Here is a 22,363-nt window from a genome sequence, read left to right as displayed (position 1 = left end):
TTCCGAACTTTGCCGATAAGCAAAATTCGGGATGTCTCATGTTTGTTCAAAGTGTTCCAGGTGTTCGAAGGGTTCCAGGAATTCTATTGCTTTGCTGAAACAAATTTCACAAAATGCTTTCCTGTTTTCTTAGGAATGGTTCAAAAATAAATTTGCCGTTTTTTGCCCTGACTCCACCTCAGGGCCGGGGCGGAGGTCTGGCAAAAGTGTAAATTTATTTTTACCGCGTTGCTTAGGTGAAAAAGATCCATTCCACCACTTCTTCCTTTTTTGTTCGGCTGATAGGGATTTTGTGCTTGCCGATTTCCAGCATGTTCCCGTTTAATTGCTGAACCTTGTCTTTTGCGACGATGAAGGATTTATGGACACGAATGAAGGCTTCCTGGGGTAATAGCTGTTCCAGGTTTTTCAGGCTCTCCAGGGTAACATGGCGGGCATCCGTACAGACGATGCGCACATATTCCTTGAGTCCTTCAATGAAAAGAATATCCCCAAAGCGGATTTTGACCAGTTTGCCATCGACCTTCGCTGTAAAAAAATCGCGACTTTGGGAGGGCATTAAAATGCCTGAAGCCGACCGCTGAAAATGAATACGCTCTTTGGCTTTGTTTACCGCCTGAAGAAATCGTTCAAAGGAAAACGGTTTCAGCAGATAGTCAATGGCATTCAGGCTGAATGCCTCGACTGCATAGTCGGCATAAGCGGTAGTGAAAATAGTGACGGGCGGATTTTGTATGGTTTTGAGCATCTCCGTTCCGCTGAGGGTTGGCATCTGGATATCCAGGAAAAGGAGATCAACGGGCTCCCGGTTGAGGATCTCTATCGCTTTGAGCGGGTTTTTCACTTTATCGACAATGACCATTTCCGGAATTTTCTGAACGAAGGTTTCGAGCAGGTTCAAAGCCAGGAATTCATCATCGACCAGTAATGTTTTTATTTCAGCCATTTTTTTTGTTCAAGTTAAGCGAAGCGAAAACCCGTACCGTCAGGTCGGGGTTGTTCAAAGTGTTCAAGTTGTTCAAAGTGTTCAAAGCGAAATCGTACCGCCAGGTCGGGAGGGTTCTCTTAGGAAATATCAATATCAAGTTTCACTTTGAAAACTGTTTTTTCGTCCAGGATTTCCAGGGAGTGTTGGCCGGGGTATTTGAGTTCCAGTCGCTTGCGGATGTTTTCTGTGCCCACGCCGCCTACCTTATCTTTTTGGGTGTTTCGGTCATTTTTGGTATTGACGGTAGCGAAAGTGAGTCGTTTCCCTTCATTAGCCAGCCGGATTTCAATAAACGCATTTTCATTGGTATCAAAATCACAGTGTTTGAAGCAATTTTCAACAATGGGGATCAGGATCATGGGTTCGATCAATACACCTTCCATCTGCCCCTGGGTTTTAAAAGTGATTCTCAGCGGTGTTTCGCTGCGCATTTCAAATAATCCCATGTATTCCCGGATGTGCTCCACCTCACTTTTCAGCGGCACTTTTTTGCTTTTGCCTTCATAGATGACATATCGCAGTAAATTGGATAATTTCAGCACCATTTCCGACGTTTTTTCGGATTTTACCACGGCCAGGGAATAGATGTTATTCAGGGTGTTGAAAAGAAAATGAGGATTGATCTGGGCGCGCAGGAATTGCAATTGGGCCTCGTTCTGTCGGTTGAGAAATTCCTGGACCTTTTTTTCCTCACGCAGCCTGTTCTGCTGGATCTGGAAAAGCATACTGATGAAAACGATCCCGGTATTGGTCACGAAAGAGGAAATCTGCCAGGTACGCTGGTAGTTATCCTTTATGGCGTTGAAATCGAAATCTACTTGTGGAAAAAGAATATTGAGCTGAACCCTGACTCCGGTAAATCCCAGCAGCACAACGAGAATGCTGGAAAAATAGAGCAAATACTTCCCTTCTTCAAAATAACGGTTCACGAGCCACAGGTTGGCATAAAAAATGGCTGCCATCGGCAGGGTATTGCTCAGTCCCCTCAGCAGGTTCGTCCAAAAGCTAAAAAATTGCCCAAAAAATGCCATATGGGCTGTGAGCACAACTACCCAAAGGATAATGTGTATGTATGGCACGAGCCGCTGGCTGAATTTTGTGGTCCTGACATTCATGGCACCCGATAGTAAGTGTAATGAGCGTTTTTTTTCTTTCGCCTTCAAAACTAACTATTTTAGGTGTTTTTGGCTAATATTTTCAACCAACGGGCAAAACCCTTCAATGAATAACGGGTTAAGAATTCAGGATGTCGTCCGAAATCTTCCTCTCCCAGTCAAATTTAGGTTGAGGTGCCCAGTACCTTTGGCCAGAGGGCGGCGTTCTTTTTTTAGATTCCCTTTCCCGGCTCCAAACTCAAAACCCAAACCCTTTTACACCTGCTTTCCTCACGTCCGCAGGCAGGTTTTACATTTCAATCCCGGCCTTATACGTTTCCAGGGCTCTTTCCCTGGCTATTTTGTGATCCACCATAGGTTCCGGATATTCGGGGGTTCCGAATTCAGGTACCCATTTTTTGACATACTGAAGATTCTTGTCAAATTTTTTGAGTTGCTCCTCCGGGTTGAAAATGCGGAAGTAAGGGGCAGCATCGCAGCCTGTACCCGCGGCCCATTGCCAGTTGCCATTATTGGAAGACAATTCGTAGTCGAGGAGTTTTTGAGCAAAATAGCCTTCTCCCCAACGCCAGTCGATCAACAGATGTTTGCATAAAAAACCGGCCGTTACCATTCTCACCCGGTTGTGCATGTAACCGGTGGCGTTGAGCTCGCGCATCCCTGCATCCACCATGGGGAAACCTGTTTTGCCTTCGCACCACTTTTTGAAATCTGATTCATCATTGATCCACTGGATGCCATTGTATTTGGTCTTGAAATTTTCATGGACCACCCTCGGGAAATGGTAAAGGATCTGCATAAAAAATTCCCTCCAGATCAATTCGCTCAAAAAAACCTCCTGGCCGGGTTTCGGTTCGGCAATGATCCGGCGGATACTCACTGTTCCGAAGCGGAGGTGCGGACTGAGGTGGCTGGTTTCCATCGCCGGGAAATTCCTGCTCTTTTCATATTGATCCAGATGCGAGAGGTCAAAGTCTTTTACCTTAATGGAAGCAGCAGTGAAGCCTAAAGAGGCAAGCGTTGGAAAAGTATGATCAGCAGAAACCAGATGCTCAAATTCGGACGGAATGTCCCCATCCGTCAGAGAGCTTTGGAAAACGTGCAGCCACTTATTTTTGAAGGGAGTAAAAACGGTATAAGGTTTTCCGTCATCCTTGACGATCTCATCTTCTTCAAAAATGACCTGGTCCTTAAAAGCGTGAAAGTTTATGCCTTTGTTTTCCAATAGCGTTTTCACCTTCTCATCTCTTTCCCGGGCGTAAGGCTCGTAATCTTTATTGGTATAAACCCCATCGATATCGTATGTATCACATAAATTTTCCCAAACTTCCTCCGGTTCGCCATAAAGGCAAAGCAGGCTGCTCCCATGCTTTTTTAGTTGACCGTGAATGGATTGGAGAGTATTGTAAATAAAAAACAGTCGCGGATCGTCTTCCGGCAGGTCTTGTAGAATATTTTTATCAAAAATGAAAACGGGCAATACAGGATGCCCTGAAGCCAGCGCATAATTCAGCGCCGTATTGTCATCCAGCCTGAGGTCTCTTCTAAACCAAAATAGGGAAAGCTTCATAGGATCGGTGTGCCGTTTTTGAAAATTAATAGAGAAAGATGGAAAATTATTTTTGTTCAAAAGGGCCGAAAATTTCGATCAGCGCCTTTTCTCTGTAATCGAAAATACTCCGAACTTTTTTGCCGATGATCCATTGGTTGGCGATTCTCCCGAGCCATCCCATGGGAGGTTTATATGTCACAATATCTTTCATGAGCACACCTCCTTCAATAGGTTGGATATTATGTTCGTGATGCCAGATACTATAGGGGCCTACCCGCTGTTCATCGACGAAAAATTCCTTATCCTTGACATGGGTAATTTCGGTGACCCAGGCCATTTTAATGCCGAGTAGCGGGCGCACGAAATAACTGATGATCATGCCCGGGTACATTTTTTCGGGTAAATGTTTAGAGGTGACTTCAAAACCCATATATTCCGGAGTGATGCGTTGCAGGTTTTTGGGAGCAGAAATAAAATCCCAGACCTCGTCAATGCTTGCCGGTATCTTTTGTTCGGTAAAGAGCTGGAAAATGGCCATGTGTTTTGTGCTTTTGTTTAACGTTGTTTTGTTTTGTCCAAAGGGTTTAAAACCCAATGTAAATGGGAAAGCATAAAAACACAGGATGTTCGGGCATTGTTTAGTTTAGGACGGCCTAAATCCACTTTTTCCGTTTGAAATAATACATCGATCCAAAAAAAATAATGGCCATCACGACAAGCAGGCCATAATAACCGTATTTCCAGTGCAGTTCAGGCATGTATTTAAAATTCATACCGTAAATACCGGCGAGAAAAGTCAGCGGAATAAAGATGGTAGCGATTAGGGTCAGCAATTGCATGACCTGGTTCATTTTGAAGCTCACGGCGGATATGAAGAGATCCTGCAGGCCGGTAAGCATATCCCTATAGGTTTCTATAATTTCCAATACTTGTATAGTGTGATCATAAAGGTCGCGAATGAAGATTACACTGGATTCATCGACAAATGGACTCTCTGTTTTTGAAAAACGGCTGATGGCTTCCCGCAAAGGAGCCACGGATTTTCTGACGGTCAACAATTCTTTTTTCAAGGCGTGAATCTCTCCTTTACTGTCAGTTTCCTGTCCTTCCACGATTTTTTCTTCAAGGGTTTCAATAGTGTCCTCGATGTTGTCCAGAACGATATAATAATTATCCACGATCGTATCGAGGATCGCGTAGGCCAGGTAATCGGTACCTTTTTGCCGCATCTTTCCTTTTCCTCCTTTCAGCCGGTGGCGAACAGGTTCCAATAAGTCTTCGGCTCTTTCCTGGAAAGTAACGATTAACCCTTTCCTGAAAAAAATGGCGACCTGTTCTCTGGCTACCTGGCGGGTTTCCTGGTCAAAAGCCAGGGCCTGGATGACGATAAATACCCCGGACTCGTATTCATCGAACTTGGGTCTTTGATGCGTATCGGCAATATCTTCAAGGATAAGGGGGTGTATGTCAAAACTTTGACCGATGAGCTCAATCAGTTGCGTGTCATGAATACCACGAATATCATACCAATTCACTTTCTCATCGGTAGACACCTGGAAAGGAATGTTGGAATGGTTGTCCAGTTCTTTTTCCTCGATAAATGTGGCATCGTACTGGAGAAAGTGGAGGAGAATTTTTTCCACTTTCCTGTTGCCGGTGAAAACGACGGAACCAGGAGGAAGGCCGGGTTTTTTATTTCTTTTAATTCTTTTAGCCATCCGGTGTTATTTTTCTGTTTTAGGAAGAAGGTTTTTATGTACTATGGTACGGTGTGGGAATGGAATCTCTATGCCTTCTGCATCAAATCGTAATTTTATGCTTTCATAAAGGTCACAACTCAATTGGAAAGCGTCGCCGGTATCTTTGGCCCAGGCCCATCCCCTCAGGTTTACGGAAGAGTCTCCCAGGCCCAAAACTCTGACCGGAGCGAGGATCTCGCCATTTTCAATTTGTTCAGCCGTACGGGTGTCAAGAAGAAGCGGATGATTGAGGATTTCCTCCCTCATAACCCTCTTGGCCTTTGCAAGGTCAGAATCATAACTGATGCTAATATCGATCCACTTGCATATCTTGTCGTCCCCAAAATCCGAATTTACGATGATTTCATTGCTGATGATCGTATTGGGAATGATGATCCGTTTATTCTCAAAATTGCGGATTACAGTATGTCTTAAAGTGATGTCTTCCACGATGCCGAACATATCTTTGACCAACAACCGGTCATTGACGCGGAAAGGTTTGAAAACGACAATAAAAAATCCGCTGATTACATTACCCAGGGCGTGTTGGGAGGCAAAACCGACGGCTACTGCCAATATCCCGGCACCGGCAAGCAATGAACTAGCCAGGGCTCTCAGGTCGGGCATCATGAAAATGGCAATACTAAAACCGACCGTATAAATAGTCCCCGTAGCCACATGTCGTAAAAAAAGATAATTGGTCGGATCATTTTTCATGACCTCCGTTGACCGGCGGATGAGCCTTTTGAAAAAGCGGTTAACCAGGTAAGCAATGACCACTGTTGCCAGCATAATGCCGACAAAAAGACCAATATATTGAAGGTTGTCTAATATCTGTTGTTTCATTTTTTATGATTTAAAACCGAATCGTTTTCGACGACTGTTTTCATAGAATAAATATACGATTTTTTTGGTGGCCGGGTACTTCCCCTGTTCCCTGTTGGGGGGCTTTTACTCATTTCGCAATAGATACTCAATATCTTCTCTCCTTCTTTTGGTCATTTGAACCATGCAGTCGAGGTAAATAATACCGAGCATATGCCCCCTGGTATCCTTTTGAGGCCAGTTGGCTCTGGAACCTTCTCTTTATTAACCGATTAACGATGAAGAAGTTGTATTATTCTTTAATATAGGGAAGGTTTGCCCGGGTTATCAGGGCATCAGCCTTTTTCGTATTTCAGCCTCCAGCGTCACAGGTTCATAATCAAACCATGTTTTTAATAACTGATGATCTGCAGGTACCTGTTGAGCCAGATCCGGGGGGAAATTATTGAGTAATTTAAGGCTTTTGAATAAAAAACGGGGAAAAGTGCTGATTGGATAAGCGATCAGGGAAACCAGGTTGATGATGCCAAGGGGCAGGGTAACATGTTTTACTTCACGCACGGTAACAGCCCCGATTTTTTTAGCGACCTCAGGAAAAGTATAGGCCTCCGGCCCGGTCATCCTGATTCTTTGACCATTCAGGTCTTCCCTGGCGACTGTTTGTGCAACAATGGCCCCGACATCTTCGGGAGCAATGGAAGGGATCGCGTTTTTCCCTCCTCCGGGGACGGCCATTTTACCTTTCCTGAAAAAAGCAAAGAACAACTCGAAAGAAGGAGCAGCGCCCAGAATCGTCCAGTCGTAATCCGATTGTCTGATTTTTGATTCTATTTCAAGCATGATCGCACCGAAATCGGGTATTTTCAGGGCCTTGAGGACGGAAGGTCTCATTTCATAACCTGATACATAAACCAGTCGTTTTATCCCGGCTTTTCTGCCTTCCGACAGGATGTCCAGGACGGCGTCCCTTTCGATCTGTTGGCGTTTGCGGATGAGCTTGAAGGTGGCGGCAGAAAGACAGATTACAATGGCTCCCACCTCCTTTAGGGATTCGACGACGAGGCGGTGGTTCGTGACATCTCCTTCCATTATTTCTACCTCAGGATCCAGGATGTCCCTGGCCTTTGCGGCATTGCGGCTCAGCACCCTTACGGGTTGTCGCATGGTGACCAAATGCGCGACGATCCTTCGGCCGTAGTAACCGGTACCGCCGAATACGATGATCTTTCTGTTGTTCATTGCCCTTGATTGCTATTAAACGGCAACTTCTTCCATGAAATGCTCGAATGGGTTCCGGGCGATCTTTTCGGCCAGGTATTTATTGCTTCCTGTTTTTGAGAAATACACTACAATTGATTTTTCCATTGTCGAAAAATGATTTAGGTTAATGATGTTTCGAATTTTTACCACAATTGATGCACCTCTTTTTTGATGTACTGCTCGTAAATGGCATTCATTTTCTCCACCTGTTCCTGCGTCAGTTCAGGCAGGTCATAAACCGACAGGTTGGACAGCAGGTGTTCCTTTTTGGAGGCACCCGGAATGATGCAACTTACCTCCTTAAATTGTAAGATCCACTTCAGGGCGATAGGTGCCAGGTTGGTCATGCCCGGGAACAGTGCTTTCAGTTCTTCGACGGCTTTCAGCCCCAAATCGAAATTGATGCCGGAGAAAGTTTCGCCCTTGTCAAAAGCTTCCCCATTGCGGTTGAAGTTCCGGTGATCACCCGATTCGAAAGTGGTGTTTTTGTGGTAAAGCCCCGTCAGCAATCCGCTGGCCAGCGGCACCCTGACAATGAGGCCGATATCGCGCCGGGCAGCTTCACGGAACAAGAGTTCTGCGGGGCGCTGACGAAAAATATTGAATATGATCTGAATCGTAGTGACGTTGGGATATTCGATGGCTTTCAGGGCTTCTTCCACCTTTTCAACGCTGACGCCCAGGTTCAATATTTTGCCCTGTTCTTTCAGCCGGTCGAACAATTCGAAAATTTCCGGACGATAATAAACTTCGGTCGGCGGACAGTGTAGCTGAATGAGATCCAGCGTCTCCAGGCCGGTCCTGCGCAGACTGTCTTCTACAAATTGCTGCAAAGCTTTTGGGGTGTACCCTTCATTGACATGTGGATTGATCTGCCTGCCGCATTTGGTAGCCACAAACACCCGTTCTGACCGCGAGCGGACCACCCGGCCCACGGCTTTCTCGCTCAGGCCGTTTTCATAAACATCCGCTGTATCGATAAAATTGATGCCCCGGTCAATAGCACCATGGATGATCTCATCGGCACTTTTGTCATCGAAAGGAGATCCCCATTTGCCCCCCACCTGCCAGGTGCCCAGGGATATTTCGGAAATGTTGAATTGTGTCTTGCCTAATTTTCGGTAGTTCATTTGTTTATTTTTTTTAAAAGCTCTTTGCGCCCTCATCGCATACTTTGCGTTCCTTGCCTTTAAACACACCCAATCCCACTCCACAAAACTCCAACCCCAAATTTACCAATTTTCGTCCACAATTCCCAAATGGATGATCCGCCCTCCCGACATATTCACCGGGTTGGAACTCTTGCCGATAACCACACCATCCTCGGGACAATAATAATTTTTAAGAACCTCCCCAAAAGGGTTCCTCAATACTCCGATCAATTCGCCTTTTGTCACTTTTTGGCCGAGTTCCACGGGCACCTCCAGGAATCCGCCCTGGTCGATAAAAACCCAATAGGATTTTTTGCATACCACGGGTTTTGGCGTTGCGATAATGCGGTCAGGGATCATCCTCAGCCAGCTCATCACATTTTTAACCCCGGTTTCCCCTCTTTTGATCATATCTTCCTGGTACACCTGGGGATTGCCATATTCGATGGTAATGGTCGGAATACCTTTCAAAACGGCTTCTGCCCGCATGGTACGGGTGGCGGCTATTCGTTCATCGGCGCTGGGAATACCCTTGTTGTTGAGCACGATATCGCAATTCTGGATCAGCGCCATTTTGGCCATTTTTTCATCCTCCATATCCGCCCGGACATACAGTGAATTCACCCTTCCGAAACTGGCGGTATGCATATCGATCATATAGTCCAGTTTCGGCAGAATCTTTTGGTTGATCTGCCAGACGTATTGCTGACTGCGATTGCCGTTGACCTTGCCGGGGAAATTCCGGTTAAGATCCTCTTCATCAAAGAACCTCCTCGTATGCATGGGAATACTGATCGCATTGAGCCCGGGAATACCGACGAGCGTGCCGGAAAAAGTTTTCATATCCAGTTGCTCAAAGGCTCCCTGGATAATTTTGATGCCATTCAGCTCATTGCCGTGCAGGGCCGCCGTAAGCCCGAGAACAGGACCTTTTGTTTTTCCCCTGGCAATGATCAGCGGAACCAAAATAGGTTGCCCCATGCCATTGTCCATGATTTTTAGCCAGAAATGTTTGATCTGGCCGGGGCCCACCGCCTCCAGATCAATGGTGTCGATAACAGGAATATCGGAATTTACCTGGCCAAAGGAACTCATTGGAACCAGTAGGCAAAAAAGGAAAATCTTAAAATGGTGTGATTTCATTTCATTGTTTTTAGACCTGCAAATTGCTTCCAAAAATGTTAAAAAATAAATAAACCGCAAAATTTGGAAGTGTTTGGGTCGTGGGTTAGGTGTTTTGCGACAAAAAATGACTTTTTTCCAAAACCCAAACCTTTTGCCCACTCACTTTTACACCTGCCTTCCTGCGTCTGCAGGCAGGTTTTAAATTCCTTGTTTTACACCTGCCTTCCTGCGTCTGCAGGCAGGTTTTACATTTAAAAAATACTTCAAATAATCAAAAAATTTCTATTTCAGACAGTTTTTGAAAATTCGGGATGAACTCATGTTTCGCGGAGTGACGGCCTGACTCAGAGTCCGGACACAGGACACATGCCCAAAGACCCATGCCACAAGCCCAAAAAACTCCCCAACGCCATATTCCCTGAAAAATTAAACCACTATTACACTTATTCCGTATCTTGTAGGGATATAATCAACTATAAAATTATTTGTTTATGTCCCGGTTCCTTTTCACATCCATCGTCATATTATGCCTTTTTTTCCTCTCAGACAAATTAGCCGCCCAAACAGAAGTGCAGGCCTGGAGCAATATCACCGGCATCCGTGTGTCGGGACAAATGTATCGCTTTGAAAGCAGCTTAAGGCTCGTCGAAAACGACTGGCGGCAGGAGCGGGCGACAGCCCAGGAGCGCAACTGGTCCACTTACCAAAGGAAAGGCGACGCACAAATAGTGCTTTGCCATATAGATAGCTTGTTTTTTACCCAGACGGTTCGCGACAACGGCCCCGGCAAAGCCAGTGTCCAGGTAGTATTCGATCCCCGTAAGGATAAAGAAATTTTTGGAACCTTTTTTCATCTGAATCTGCCGGCAGCCGATTTTTCCGATGCCAATATCCAAATGTTAGATCCCGCCGCATTGGATATGAAAACCTATGCTGCCCTCCCCGTGGGCGAAAATGAAATCATGCGCGTCAGGGCCAAAGGTCTTACCCTCGAATCTTCACGAAGGACCATGACCGTTCTGGCCGACGAGCCCGTGATCATTATCGTAAAATTACACCCCGTGACAGGCGATTTAGGGCTTTACTTCACGCTGCAGACCGGCGCAGCCAAAATGGGACAGCAAACAACCCGCCTTTTTGACATTGCCGTGCAGGGAATGGCCGATACACCTCCCGTTACGCTGAAATTATTCCCCGATTATCCGGGTAACACCTTCCTGGGCTTCGGAGGAAATTTCCGGCTTCAAAATGCCGATACCGACCCGCAGGTCATCGACTATTGCCTCAACAACATGGACGTCAGGATGGGACGAGTGGAATTGCCCTGGCAGTTGTGGCATCCTATCGACAGCATCAATCCTATGAGCGTGGCTCGCCGTGGCGAGATTCACCCGCAGGTGAAAGCCGCCATGGAAATGGCACAGCGGCTCTACAAAACAGGCATGCCCGTTTTGCTGGCGGCCTGGTATCCACCCCATTGGGCAGCTGAAGGCAAAGTGGAAAGGGATCCCCACCACCCCGACGGTACCTATGGCAACCCGCTACGCCAGGACAAGATGGAAGAAATTTACGCCTCCATTACCAGTTATATCCTTTATCTCAAAGAAAACTACGGGGTGGAAATCTCCATGTTTTCCTTCAATGAATCCGACCTGGGCATCAACGTTCGCCAGACCCCTGAAGAACACGCCGCTCTGATCAAAGGACTCGGTGCCTACATGCGCTCAAAAGGCCTCAAGACAAAATTGCTGTTGGGGGATACCGCCGATGCCAACGGTTTCGAGTTCGTCAACGTAGCACTCGATGATCCCGAAACCTGGGATTACATCGGGGCCGTTTCTTTTCACTCCTGGCGCGGCTGGAAAAAGGAGACCTTGCTCGAATGGTACGAAGCCGCCGACCGCCTCAATGTGCCCCTAATCGTTGGCGAAGGCAGCATTGATGCCGCCGCATGGCGCTACCCGGGCATCTTCGAGGAGTCGCATTATGCCATGGAAGAGATCAAACTGTACATTCGTATTTTGGCCATTTGCCAGCCACAGGCCATCCTGCAATGGCAGTTGACCGCCGACTATTCTCCCCTCTCCGGAGGCGGTATTTTCGGTAACGATAAAAAACCATTGCAGCCCACCCAGCGCTTTTGGAATCTCAAACAACTGGCTCACACCCCTGCCGGCCTCCAGGTGCTGCCCCTCACTTCCGATGCCGATGAAATGTACGTAACGGCCCTCGGCGACCCAAAACAAAAACACTTCGTTTTCCATATCGTCAACGACGGCCCCGCCCGCGAGGTCATCCTCACCGGGTTACCCCCAAAACTCAAACGACTGCAACTTTACATGACCGACAAGACCAGCAATATGGAAAAAGGGGAACAATATGATGTAAAAGAAGGAAAGGTCGGCTTCAGGATAGGACCCGCCTGTTTCGTCAGCCTGATGAGTGAATGATCATTTAGGGGCCTCCCCGACCTCTGCCGTCCCAGGCCGGCAACGGTCGGGGCGCTACGTTGCGTGGCTCGCTGTTCGCTCGGCCCTCCCGTTGGTCGGTCTTCGGCTGCGCCTCACCACTCCACATCGCTAGGCCGGGACATTTCCCCTGTCGTGAATACCCCTCTTTCTCCCGACAAAGATCTCCAACTGTTTTAATGTCCGGAAAAATAGGCTAAAAAAAGTTCAAAATGGTTTCACTGGCTTAAAAACCCTTCCCACTTGCGGTATTGGATTTCGCTTCGCTCAACCTGAAACAACTTTTTTAAAGTACATACCGAAGATACCTGTTTTTCGCAGGCTGAAACCCCAGTCGCTGGTATAATTGTAATGCCCGGTCATTGGAAGGAATCACTTCCAAAAACACGGCCTTAAAATCTTCGCCAACGCTGCCCAGCAGGTGTTGGATAAAATGCGTTCCGATCCCTTTTTCGCGAAATTCTTCCTTGACAAACAGCTCATCCAGGAAAAGCAGCAGTCCGCCATACTCATTACTCCAGTAGCGGATCAGAATTGCGTAACCGATGATGTTTTCTGACCTGGACAGGAGCATGATTTGCCCGTTTTCAGGATGTGAAGCCAGAAAATCGATCGTCCTTTCGATTTTATCTTCCGACATTTTTTCTCCTTCAGGGTCATCCCTGTACAAGGCATGGATCATTTCCATTAATTCGGCTTTGTATTGATCGTGGTAAGGAAGGTATAAATCAGGCATGAGAAGTTTTTTTTAGTATGGTTTTTTTAAAAGAAGAGCAAGATACTGATGAAAAAAGGAATTCGTGCTGTTTCACCGGGTGGAGTGATTTGCTTTTCAATGGAATATTGACAAATGTCATTTCATGCTCCCGGAAAAGGGACTAAATTTATAATGCGTGTTCCAAATGTATTGTTAACCATTCCAAAACCAATTATTATGATTACTGAAAATAAAATTTTTAACCTGCCCTCCCTGATGGGGATCTTTATTGCCTTAATTTTCTTTTTCGTTTTTACCGGATGTGTGAGTGAAGGCAGTGGATTTGCATTGCCCGATGGCGATGCCGCCGCCGGAAAGATCGATTTTGTCCAGTTGAATTGCAACGCCTGCCACAGCATTGCAGATATTGAATGGCTGGGCAATGAGGAAAATTTAAAACTGCCCCTGGGAGGCAAGGTCCCAACGATCAAAACCTATGGTGAACTGCTTACCGCCGTCATCAATCCTTCTCACAAGATCAGCAAATCATTGCCGGGCGCCCTGGTGGACTCCCTCGGGCACTCAAAAATGAAGATCTACAACGAAGTCATGACGGTTCAGGAGCTGGTGGATATCGTTACCTTCCTTCAAGCGGAATATGATGTTATCGTGCCTGAGCATACGCAGCAATATCCGAATTTTTAAAGGGGGTAGATTTTAAGTATTGCCAAAACCATGCAATGATTCGTTGGAATTTTATGCCATAAGTATCTTAAAATCACCTGAATCATCCAATTATAAAGGAGGGATTATTTATTTTATTCTAATTCATCGCAATTTGAATGAATTTGAATGATTTTTACCCCAACTCAAAAGTAGTCACCCCAAACACGTTCTCTATTTTCATCTCAGGTGCCTTGCCGTAGTACATGCGCGCGCATTCAAAAACATACCTGGTCTGATACTTCTGTGTAAGAGCCATTGCCGCTGAATTCACAACCGGAATATCCATGTATAAGGGTTCCCCGATGACAGCATTCAGGCAAGCCTTGTACAATTCTTCTGCGACCAGGCCGTCATCTGCAAATAAGGGACAAATTTTAAATCCGGTATTCACTTTTCTGACCACCGCAAATCCCTTTATTTTACCATTGTCGAGGTATTTAAAGGTTTTTACCCCGGGCATTTTGAGCCAGGGTTTAAGAAATTGCGGGCGCGCAAATCCAAAACATTTTTGATCATAAGCCAGGACAGATTCCATGTCGTCTTCCACGATGGAAGATATTTTTTCGTCGACCTCAAAAGGTTCGCCGGTCTTTTCATGACGCTCATCCCTGAAGGCAATTTCAAAGCCTCCTTTTTCATAAAACGGTTGCATCGTGACAACACCGTCCATGCCGATTGCTGCGCCTTCCTCCAGTCTCGACAACAATGTGTCCCGTCGTTGGTACCATAACTTCCTGCCGACCCCGCATGATCTGTATTGGGGTTTGACAATAAAAAATCCCATGAAGCCGAAAGCTCCTCCGTAAGAAACGATGGAACCGCCACCAATCAGTTCCCCTTCTAAGTAACAGCCGTAAAAACCCTCAGGATCAGTAGCCCAAAAAACTTCCGCATCATGCAGCCCAGGATTCCAGCCTTCTTCCCTGGCCCATTGCATAAGCGTATTCAGCCCTTCAAGGCCCATGGGATGAAATTGTAATTTATTTATCTCGATCATCAATATGAGTTGTCAATTATTCGTAGTGCTTTTGCATGTATCGCGTTCCATCTCAATCAGGATCGTCGATATTGCGGTAGTTATGCCTTCACAGAATTTGAATTCATTTTATGTGTTTATCCATTAAATCAATCACCTGCAACCTGATCGCTTCCTCCACCGGGAGCAACGGTTTCCTGGCTGGTCCGCCATACAAACCCACATAATCCATGGCCGCCTTTAATGCCGGCACGCCCCATTTACTGGTCACCGCGGCATTCACCGGGATCAATTCCAATTGTTTTTTTTGTGCGCTTTCCATATCGCCTGAAAGGAAATCATGGTAAACTCCGAGGCACTTTTCGGGGGCTATATTCGCCAGGGCCAGGATGCCGCCAATGGCTCCCATCGTTAAAGCCGGCAGCAAAAAGCCGGCAGAACCAGCCAGGAGCTGAAAGCTGGGTTTGGCCATTCTTTTGATATCCCCCATTTTTACCATATTGCCCCCGGAATCTTTCAGCCCAATAATGTTTTCGTGACCGGCAATCCTCACTATGGTTTCTGCATCCATATCCAATCCAGAGTTCGCCGGCATGTTATAAATGATCACAGGGAGGGTTGAAGCCTCGGCCACTGTCCAATAGTGAGCAATTAAAGCTTCCCGCGTCATTTGGCCTTTATAATAGAATGGATTCAGCACCAATGCCGCATCGGCGCCGGCAGCTGCAGCTGCTTTGGTATTGTTTATGGTCTCCCGGGTGGATTGTCCCCCGGTTCCGGCCAGCATGATTTTATCCGAAGGGATGGCTTCCCTCGCTGTAGCGTAAACTTCGTGTATTTCCTTTTCTGAAAGATTGACCAATTCACCATTGGACCCAAGAACCAGGAAGCCTGACAAGTCATATCGACTTAATTGAGCAATGTTATCACTTAATTTGCACGGCGCGAAATTTTCATTTTTCTCAAACGGAGTAGGCAGGGGCGGAAAAATGCCGTTTAATTTTAGCATAACGGGAATCGTTAAACGTGCTGATCAAAAAGGATCGTGTTGCCATCCGGATCCATTACCATAAAGCTTGCGGGCCCGGAATTATGCTCATCCGCTTCGGTCATTAATGGGACGTCATTGCTTTTAAGCTGTCGCTGAATATCCCTGATATCATCAAATGATTCCAATGTATTGGCACTTTCATCCCATCCCGGATTAAAGGTTAATATGTTTTGTTCAAACATTCCCTGGAAAAGGCCTATTATGGCATTATTGTTTTTCATGATGAGGTAATTCTTCTCTATATCCCCGGCAAAGACGGAAAAGCCGAGGTTTTCATAAAATTGCTTTGAGACTTTGATGTCCTTGACACTGAGGCTAATGGAAAAGGCTCCTAATTTCATATTTGCTTGTTTTTTTGATTAATCTGGTTATCTGACAAAACTTTCCCAATATAAAACAAACCTACCCAATTACCTAAGCCCTGGTTGTTACAATTAATGAAAATCCAGTTTAAATCACTGAATATCAACGTATGATAATCAAAATAACCGTTTACAAACGGCTACAAACGGCATTAAACGGTTATTCTCCGGATAAACGGACAGGAGTAATGCATATTTGCAGGAAACAAAAAGCCTGAAATTTATAGTGATTTTATGTCCCGGGCGAAAAACTTTTACCTGAAAAATTCCTTGCAAATGAAAGAAGAATTCCTCCATTACCTCTGGCGCTTGCGTCGCTTTGACCTGAAAGAAATGAAAACTACAGAAGGAGAGTCCATAAGTATTATATCGACAGGTATCCTGAATCATGACGGCGGGCCCGATTTTATGGACGCACGCATCAGGATAGGCGATACCCTGTGGGCCGGTAATGTCGAAATTCACATCAACGCTTCGGACTGGTCCTTGCATTCTCACCAGAAAAACAGGGCTTACGACAATGTGATTCTCCATGTGGTGTACGAAGAAGACCGTCCCGTGTTCCATCCGACAGGGGAGCGCATTCCCTGCCTGGAACTCCGACGACGCATAAAACCGCGTGTGTTTAAAATGTACGAAAAACTCATGAGCAGTGAAAAGTGGATTCCCTGTCAGTTTCATTTCCATGAGGCACCAGAAATCACCCGCAAGTTATGGCTGGATAGGCTGATGGTAGAACGCCTGGAAAACAGGTACGAAACCATTGCGGCCATACTTGAATCCAATAAAAACAATTGGGAAGAAACCTTTTACCAATGCCTTGCCCATGGGTTCGGACTAAAAGTGAATACCGAGCCTTTTGAGCAACTGGCCCGCAATCTGCCGTTACTGACCTTATCTAAACACCGAAGCCAGCTCTTCCAGATCGAGGCCCTTTTATTCGGACAGGCAGGCTTCCTCGGATTTGACTTTGCGGAAGATTATCCCAACAAACTTAAAAAGGAATATTCCTTTTTAAAAGAGAAATACGATCTCACTCCCATGTCTTCGGCTTCCTGGAAGTTTCTTCGCATGCGACCGGCCAATTTTCCTTCTATCCGCATTGCCCAGTTGGCCATGCTCATCTTCCAGACGACGCATTTATTCAGCAAAATAATGGCCGCATCCAAAGTGGAAGAAATAGAAAATGCCCTCACGGTGTACACCTCATCCTACTGGGAATCCCATTATGTTTTCGACAAACCCACCGAAATGAAACGCCGAAAAGGGCTAGGAAAGCCAGCGATCCAACTCATTATCATCAACATAATTGCGCCCCTCCTTTTCCTTTACGGAAAGCAAAAGGCCGATGAAAAATACAAAGAAAAAGCTTTCAAACTGCTCGAGCAGATCAAGCCAGAGCAAAACAAAATCATCCGTCAATGGCAGGAACTTGGCATGAAACCCGAATCAGCTTACCAAACCCAGGCCCTCCTCCAATTAAAAAATAAGTATTGCGACGCAAAACGCTGCGCCGACTGCGCCATAGGCAATGCCATTTTCGGAAACCTTTAAGCCGCCCCCCAAAAAAAAACACCCCACGAAGCAAAAACCACCCCGCTTGCGGGGTCAAATTTGACAAAAAAACAAACAATTCAGACAAATCACCCCGTCAAATTTGGGGGTGGCCCACGCCGGATCAACAAAGTTGCCTGACCACGGGAAGGCCCAAATTTGGGTGTGGCCCTCCCGTCCTCGACAAAGTTACCTGATCACGGGAACGTCAAATTTGGGGGTGGTCCACGCCGGATCAACAATATTACCTGACCACGGAAAGGCCCAAATTTGGGTGTGGCCCTCCCGTCCTCGACAAAGTTACCTGATCACGGGAACGTCAAATTTGGGGGTGGCCTTCTCGCATCAGCAAAGTTAACTAAGTACGAAAAGCAGAAACTCATTACAAGTCAGCCTCCCTTTCGCTTGCTGGCTCAGTATTGAAAGAGATCAAAAAATGTCAAAATATTATGAAAGAAACGAATAAAAACAATTTTCATCATTACAATAAAAGACTGCAAGGGTATGCCAATAAAAACAGAAAAACCATGACCAAATCAGCCGCTTGGATGTGGAAATACCTGTTGAGTAAAAGACAAATGAAAGGATACCAATTCCGCCGTGAGCGACCTGTATTAAACTACATTGCCGACTTCATGTGTTTCGATTTATCCTTAATCATTGAAGTGGATGGAATAACCCACCATGGTGAAGCTGCCCAGCAAAGAGATGCGATAAGAGATAAAAACCTGGAAGCGGCCGGATTCACCGTATTGAGGTTCGATAGCCTGGATGTACTTAACCACATCAGTGAGGTAAAAATAAAAATCGAAAACTGGATCGACAAAAATGCCACAATACCACCCCCCGGCCCCCGAATGCGCTACAAAAAATAACCCCACGAAGCAAAAACCACCCCGCTTGCGGGGTCAAATTTGACAAAAAACCCAAACAATTCAGACAAATCACCCCGTCAAATTTGGGGGTGGTCCACGCCGGATCAATAATATTGCCTGATCACGGAAAGGCCCAAATTTGGGTGTGGCCCTCTCGTCTTCGACAAAGTTGCCTGATCACGGGAACGTCAAATTTGGGGGTGGTCCACGCCGGATCAACAATATTGCCTGATCACGGAAAGGCCCAAATTTGGGTGTGGCCCTCCCGTCCTCGACAAAGTTGCCTGATCACGGGAACGTCAAATTTGGGTGTGGCCCTCCCGTCCTCAACAAAGTTGCCTGATCACGGGAACGTCAAATTTGGGGGTGGTCCACGCCGGATCAACAAAGTTGCCTGACCACGGGAACGTCAAATGAAAGAGTACCAGTTTCGCGGGGAGAGTGTTGTATTAATTCAAACAAACCCTTGCCCCAAAATGCCGAATACCGTATATTTAGCAGAAATTACAAAAACTGCTAAATTACAAATGTCCCAGATCGAAATCAGACCACATCACGCGGAGCAACTGCCGTATTCCGTGGAAGAAACACTGAATCGCCTTCGCAAAAGCCTAAACGCCGAAGGACAGGCCATAACAGGAACCATCACCGGTCAACATGTTACCTTAAGGTTACCGGAAGAGGAACAACACTTTTGGACCCCTGAGCTGAGTCTCGATTTCGAGGAGGACGGCGAAGGAACCTACCTGCGAGGATTGTGTGGTCCGAAACCATCGGTTTGGTTGATGTTCATCTTCTTTTATTTTTTACTGGGAGCGGCGATCGTCATCATTTTCATCATCGGCTACAGCCAGAAAAACCTGGGATTGTCGGCAGATATTTTATGGCTGATTCCCATACTGATTGGAATGGTGATCGCTATCTACCTTACGGCGCGGGCTGGCCAGCGCCTGAGCCAGGATCAAATGGTACAACTGAGAGAGTTCCTGGCGAATTCCCTGGATCATGAGGTGCATTAGAAAAATATTTTTATTGAAATAAATATGCGGCCAGAAAAATCATTACGGAATTTATTTTTAAAGATCGGCTTTGTGATCACCCTCGCTTTGTCCTTCAACCCTGTAGATGGTTATATTGAGCCCGTAGTGATTTCCCTCCCGGTGGTGGTATATAATGAATGGGTGACCAAAGAACTTACTTTTCAAGATACTAAGACTTGCCGGCATCAATTTTTTTCCCAGGTTCCCGCATCACAATATTTTGATGAAAGGAAATTTTTTTTCCCTTATTTTTTCAGGCTCATCCATTATGACCGATTGGTAAAAGTTCAACTCCAGCACTGTACTATTTTAAACAGATTGCCGATTTCCTTTGACAGGATAATGCCTAAACGCCACGGTTTGCCAACAGGAGGGGAAGAATTTATTGCTTAGCTTTTGCCAACAAGAAATGATAGGTATCCGATGCTTTTTGATCGGAATGCCTTTTGGAATTCAGCTAAACAATATAAAATGAAATTTTTTCAAAAGATAAAGGAAGCGGTAGATCCTTCACTGGGTTTTTTCCAAAATGATTTGTCAAACTACCAGAAATTGGCAGCTCAAATCAACGATATTTATCAAAAAATTGAACCATTAAGCGATCGGGAATTACAGCAATCAGGGAAAGATCTGATGACGCGCGCGCGAGGAGGGGAGCATTTAGATTTTCTTTTACCAGAGGTTTTCGCCCTGGTAAAAGAAACCTGCATCCGGCAATTGGGCTTGGTTCCTTTTGAGGTACAACTGATGGCAGCCATTGCGCTCCATGAAGGAAAGTTGGTGGAAATGCAAACCGGGGAAGGCAAAACGCTTGCCGCGGTCTTTCCGGCTTTGCTCCATGCACTGACAGGCAGAGGCGTACACGTACTCACCTTTAACGATTACCTGGCCAGAAGAGATGCTACGGAAATGGGCGCCGTTTATAGTTTCCTGGGGCTATCGGTAGGCTATATCAGCGAACAAATGTCGCCGCAAGACAGAAAAAAGGCTTATGCCTGTGATGTCACCTACGCAACGGCTAAAGAAGTCGGGTTTGACTACCTGCGTGACTTCATCGCTTATGAAAAGCAAGCAATCGTATTGCGTTCACTTCATTACTGCATCGTCGATGAGGCGGATGCCATTTTGATTGATGAAGCCCGGACACCGCTGGTGCTGGCAGGCAGCCTGGTGGAATCCGGACTGGACCATTATGCGATCGCCGGGTTGGTGAGCCAGTTGAATCCGGAGATAGATTTTGAACTGGATGATAATGCCCAAAATGTATTCCTCACGGATGCCGGAATAAAAAAAGTAGAAACCGGACTTGGCCTTCCGGATCTTCATGCCGCCGTAAATTTTGAATGGCAATCGGCGGTAAACCTGGCGTTACATGCCAGAATATTACTCCGAAAGGATGTCGATTATATTGTCAAAAATGAAGAGATTCATCTGGTCGACGAGTTTACGGGAAGGATCGTTAAAGACAGGAAATGGCGCAATGGATTGCAGACCGCAGTGGAGGCAAAAGAGGGAGTCGAGATCCGTTCGGAGGGAAGCATTCTCAATTCCATTAGCCTGCAACACCTGTTGCGTAAATACGACCGTCCGGCTGGCATGACAGCTACTGCCCGTCAATCTGCCGCGGAGTTCGCTGAATTTTATGGATTGACCACCGTGATCATTCCGCCCAATAAAAAATGCCTTCGGGTTGATTTTCCCGATCGGGTATTCACTTCCCGTTTGGCAAAAAGACGTGCTTTGATTACAGAAATAATAAACATTCATCAAAAAGGACAACCTGTTTTGATCGGAACGTTGAGTGTCAAAGAATCGGAAGAACTGGAGAAAGCCCTGCAGGAAAGTGGTATGGAGGGGAAAGTACTAAACGCCAAAAACGATGAAAAAGAAGCAGCGATCATTGCAGAAGCCGGACGCAGGGGAGCCATCACAATTTCCACCAATATGGCTGGCAGAGGTACAGACATCAAACTCGGTGGCTGTGACGGTATTCAAAAAAAGGAAGTCGAGCAATTGGGCGGGCTCTACGTGATCGGTACCAACAAACATGAAAGTGCCAGGATCGACCTCCAATTGAGAGGTCGTGCAGGCAGGCAGGGTGATCCCGGAGTTTCTCGTTTTTTTGTCAGCTTTGAAGATGAGTTGATGGTAAGGTTTAACCTTCAGGAAATGCTCCCCAAAAAATACCAAAAGCTGCAAATCGAAAAAGCCATTTCTGATCCCGGGATCGGCATCTTTCTCAACGATACCCAAAAGGTGATCGAAGGGCGTTTTTTTGATATGAGAAAGATGCTTTTTGAATATGCTTCCTTCCTGGAAAAACAACGTATCATTTTCCAGGAAGAACGACAAATGCTGCTGCTGGAGGAAGATTTTATGATCGAAAAATACCGACCATTTTTAGAGCGGTATCCTAAAAATACGGCACTGCTGCAAAAAGCTAAAGCATTCATTTTGTTTGCATACGATAAAAACTGGGCCGACCACCTCGATTACATGATGCAGGTCAGGGATGGCATACATCTGCAGCGTTTTGGAGGCTTTAACCCGTTGCGGGTATTCAGGCAAAATGCAGACGAACATTTTCAAAACATGCAACTTCTTCTGGAAAATGAAATAAAGGAAAATCTGGCCCGACTCCTGAAAAACCCTGAGTTGAGCCTGGAGGCTATGGGGATGAAACGCCCCTCAGCCACCTGGACCTACATCATCAGCGATAATACTTTCGGTGACCAGTTGTCTATCATGCTGCTGGACAATTCCAATATTGGTTTTCAGGTAGATTTTATTTCCGCATTTTTTTTAGCTATTTTTAGTCTTGTGAAAAAATGGAGAAGGAAGCGATCTTAAACTCAATGG

General features: G+C 46.0%; 20 protein-coding genes. 7 read left to right on the top strand and 13 right to left on the bottom strand.

Annotation, left to right across the window (positions count from 1 at the left end; all coding sequences use genetic code 11):
• Positions 1–232: 232 nt before the first annotated feature.
• The 9 genes from H6571_12995 to H6571_12955 all read right to left on the bottom strand — a co-directional run bounded on the left by H6571_12995 (position 233) and on the right by H6571_12955 (position 9,773).
• Positions 233–946, bottom strand: coding sequence for a response regulator transcription factor (locus H6571_12995; GenBank protein ID MCB9324649.1), 714 nt, complete (start codon positions 944–946; stop codon positions 233–235).
• A 119-nt stretch (positions 947–1,065) separates the two neighbouring features.
• The gene (locus tag H6571_12990) at positions 1,066–2,151 is read right to left on the bottom strand and encodes a histidine kinase (GenBank protein ID MCB9324648.1); all 1,086 of its coding nucleotides are present in this window, start codon (positions 2,149–2,151) and stop codon (positions 1,066–1,068) included.
• A 241-nt stretch (positions 2,152–2,392) separates the two neighbouring features.
• A complete protein-coding gene (locus H6571_12985) occupies positions 2,393–3,673 on the bottom strand; it encodes a deoxyribodipyrimidine photo-lyase (protein MCB9324647.1) in 1,281 nt (426 codons plus the stop codon).
• 46 nt (positions 3,674–3,719) lie between these two features.
• Complete coding sequence (locus H6571_12980) at positions 3,720–4,193, bottom strand: SRPBCC family protein (protein MCB9324646.1); 474 nt, start codon at positions 4,191–4,193, stop codon at positions 3,720–3,722.
• A 115-nt stretch (positions 4,194–4,308) separates the two neighbouring features.
• Positions 4,309–5,373, bottom strand: coding sequence for a magnesium/cobalt transporter CorA (gene corA, locus H6571_12975; protein ID MCB9324645.1), 1,065 nt, complete (start codon positions 5,371–5,373; stop codon positions 4,309–4,311).
• Positions 5,374–5,379: 6 nt separating this feature from the next.
• A complete protein-coding gene (locus tag H6571_12970) occupies positions 5,380–6,240 on the bottom strand; it encodes a mechanosensitive ion channel family protein (GenBank protein ID MCB9324644.1) in 861 nt (286 codons plus the stop codon).
• Positions 6,241–6,546: 306 nt separating this feature from the next.
• Positions 6,547–7,458, bottom strand: a complete 912-nt coding sequence (locus tag H6571_12965; GenBank protein ID MCB9324643.1) for an NAD(P)H-binding protein — start codon at positions 7,456–7,458, stop codon at positions 6,547–6,549.
• 164 nt (positions 7,459–7,622) lie between these two features.
• Complete coding sequence (locus H6571_12960; GenBank protein ID MCB9324642.1) at positions 7,623–8,609, bottom strand: aldo/keto reductase; 987 nt, start codon at positions 8,607–8,609, stop codon at positions 7,623–7,625.
• Positions 8,610–8,711: 102 nt separating this feature from the next.
• Complete coding sequence (locus H6571_12955) at positions 8,712–9,773, bottom strand: succinylglutamate desuccinylase/aspartoacylase family protein (GenBank protein MCB9324641.1); 1,062 nt, start codon at positions 9,771–9,773, stop codon at positions 8,712–8,714.
• 473 nt (positions 9,774–10,246) lie between these two features.
• Between H6571_12955 and H6571_12950 the strand changes: the two genes are divergently transcribed.
• A complete protein-coding gene (locus tag H6571_12950; GenBank protein ID MCB9324640.1) occupies positions 10,247–12,205 on the top strand; it encodes a hypothetical protein in 1,959 nt (652 codons plus the stop codon).
• 304 nt (positions 12,206–12,509) lie between these two features.
• Here the strand turns inward: H6571_12950 and H6571_12945 are convergent, their stop codons facing one another.
• Positions 12,510–12,959, bottom strand: a complete 450-nt coding sequence (locus tag H6571_12945; GenBank protein ID MCB9324639.1) for a GNAT family N-acetyltransferase — start codon at positions 12,957–12,959, stop codon at positions 12,510–12,512.
• A gap of 198 nt (positions 12,960–13,157) precedes the next feature.
• On the opposite strand from H6571_12945, the gene H6571_12940 reads away from it, so the two are divergent.
• Complete coding sequence (locus tag H6571_12940) at positions 13,158–13,625, top strand: cytochrome C (GenBank protein MCB9324638.1); 468 nt, start codon at positions 13,158–13,160, stop codon at positions 13,623–13,625.
• A 154-nt stretch (positions 13,626–13,779) separates the two neighbouring features.
• Here H6571_12940 and H6571_12935 read toward each other — a convergent pair whose 3' ends face one another.
• From H6571_12935 to H6571_12925, 3 genes are all read right to left on the bottom strand, one after another.
• Positions 13,780–14,643, bottom strand: a complete 864-nt coding sequence (locus H6571_12935) for a GNAT family N-acetyltransferase (protein ID MCB9324637.1) — start codon at positions 14,641–14,643, stop codon at positions 13,780–13,782.
• A gap of 103 nt (positions 14,644–14,746) precedes the next feature.
• Complete coding sequence (locus H6571_12930; GenBank protein ID MCB9324636.1) at positions 14,747–15,631, bottom strand: dihydrodipicolinate synthase family protein; 885 nt, start codon at positions 15,629–15,631, stop codon at positions 14,747–14,749.
• A gap of 11 nt (positions 15,632–15,642) precedes the next feature.
• Positions 15,643–16,014, bottom strand: coding sequence for a VOC family protein (locus H6571_12925; GenBank protein ID MCB9324635.1), 372 nt, complete (start codon positions 16,012–16,014; stop codon positions 15,643–15,645).
• A 297-nt stretch (positions 16,015–16,311) separates the two neighbouring features.
• Between H6571_12925 and H6571_12920 the strand changes: the two genes are divergently transcribed.
• The 5 genes from H6571_12920 to secA2 all read left to right on the top strand — a co-directional run bounded on the left by H6571_12920 (position 16,312) and on the right by secA2 (position 22,354).
• Positions 16,312–17,589 (top strand): DUF2851 family protein, encoded by a 1,278-nt coding sequence (locus tag H6571_12920; protein MCB9324634.1) that lies wholly within the window; start codon positions 16,312–16,314, stop codon positions 17,587–17,589.
• 449 nt (positions 17,590–18,038) lie between these two features.
• Positions 18,039–18,464: a DUF559 domain-containing protein gene (locus H6571_12915; GenBank protein MCB9324633.1), complete on the top strand. Its 426-nt coding sequence runs from the start codon at positions 18,039–18,041 to the stop codon at positions 18,462–18,464.
• 527 nt (positions 18,465–18,991) lie between these two features.
• On the top strand, positions 18,992–19,483 hold the full coding sequence (locus H6571_12910; protein ID MCB9324632.1) for a hypothetical protein: 492 nt from the start codon (positions 18,992–18,994) through the stop codon (positions 19,481–19,483).
• A gap of 24 nt (positions 19,484–19,507) precedes the next feature.
• On the top strand, positions 19,508–19,897 hold the full coding sequence (locus tag H6571_12905; GenBank protein ID MCB9324631.1) for a hypothetical protein: 390 nt from the start codon (positions 19,508–19,510) through the stop codon (positions 19,895–19,897).
• 78 nt (positions 19,898–19,975) lie between these two features.
• Entirely contained in the window at positions 19,976–22,354 is a 2,379-nt protein-coding gene (gene secA2 / locus H6571_12900; GenBank protein ID MCB9324630.1) for an accessory Sec system translocase SecA2, read from the top strand.
• Positions 22,355–22,363: the final 9 nt, after the last annotated feature.

This window comes from Lewinellaceae bacterium (assembly GCA_020636105.1).
Lineage (GTDB): Bacteria > Bacteroidota > Bacteroidia > Chitinophagales > Saprospiraceae > BCD1.
Note: the sequence above shows the minus strand (reverse complement) of the source record. Positions and strands in the feature narration are given on the sequence as shown.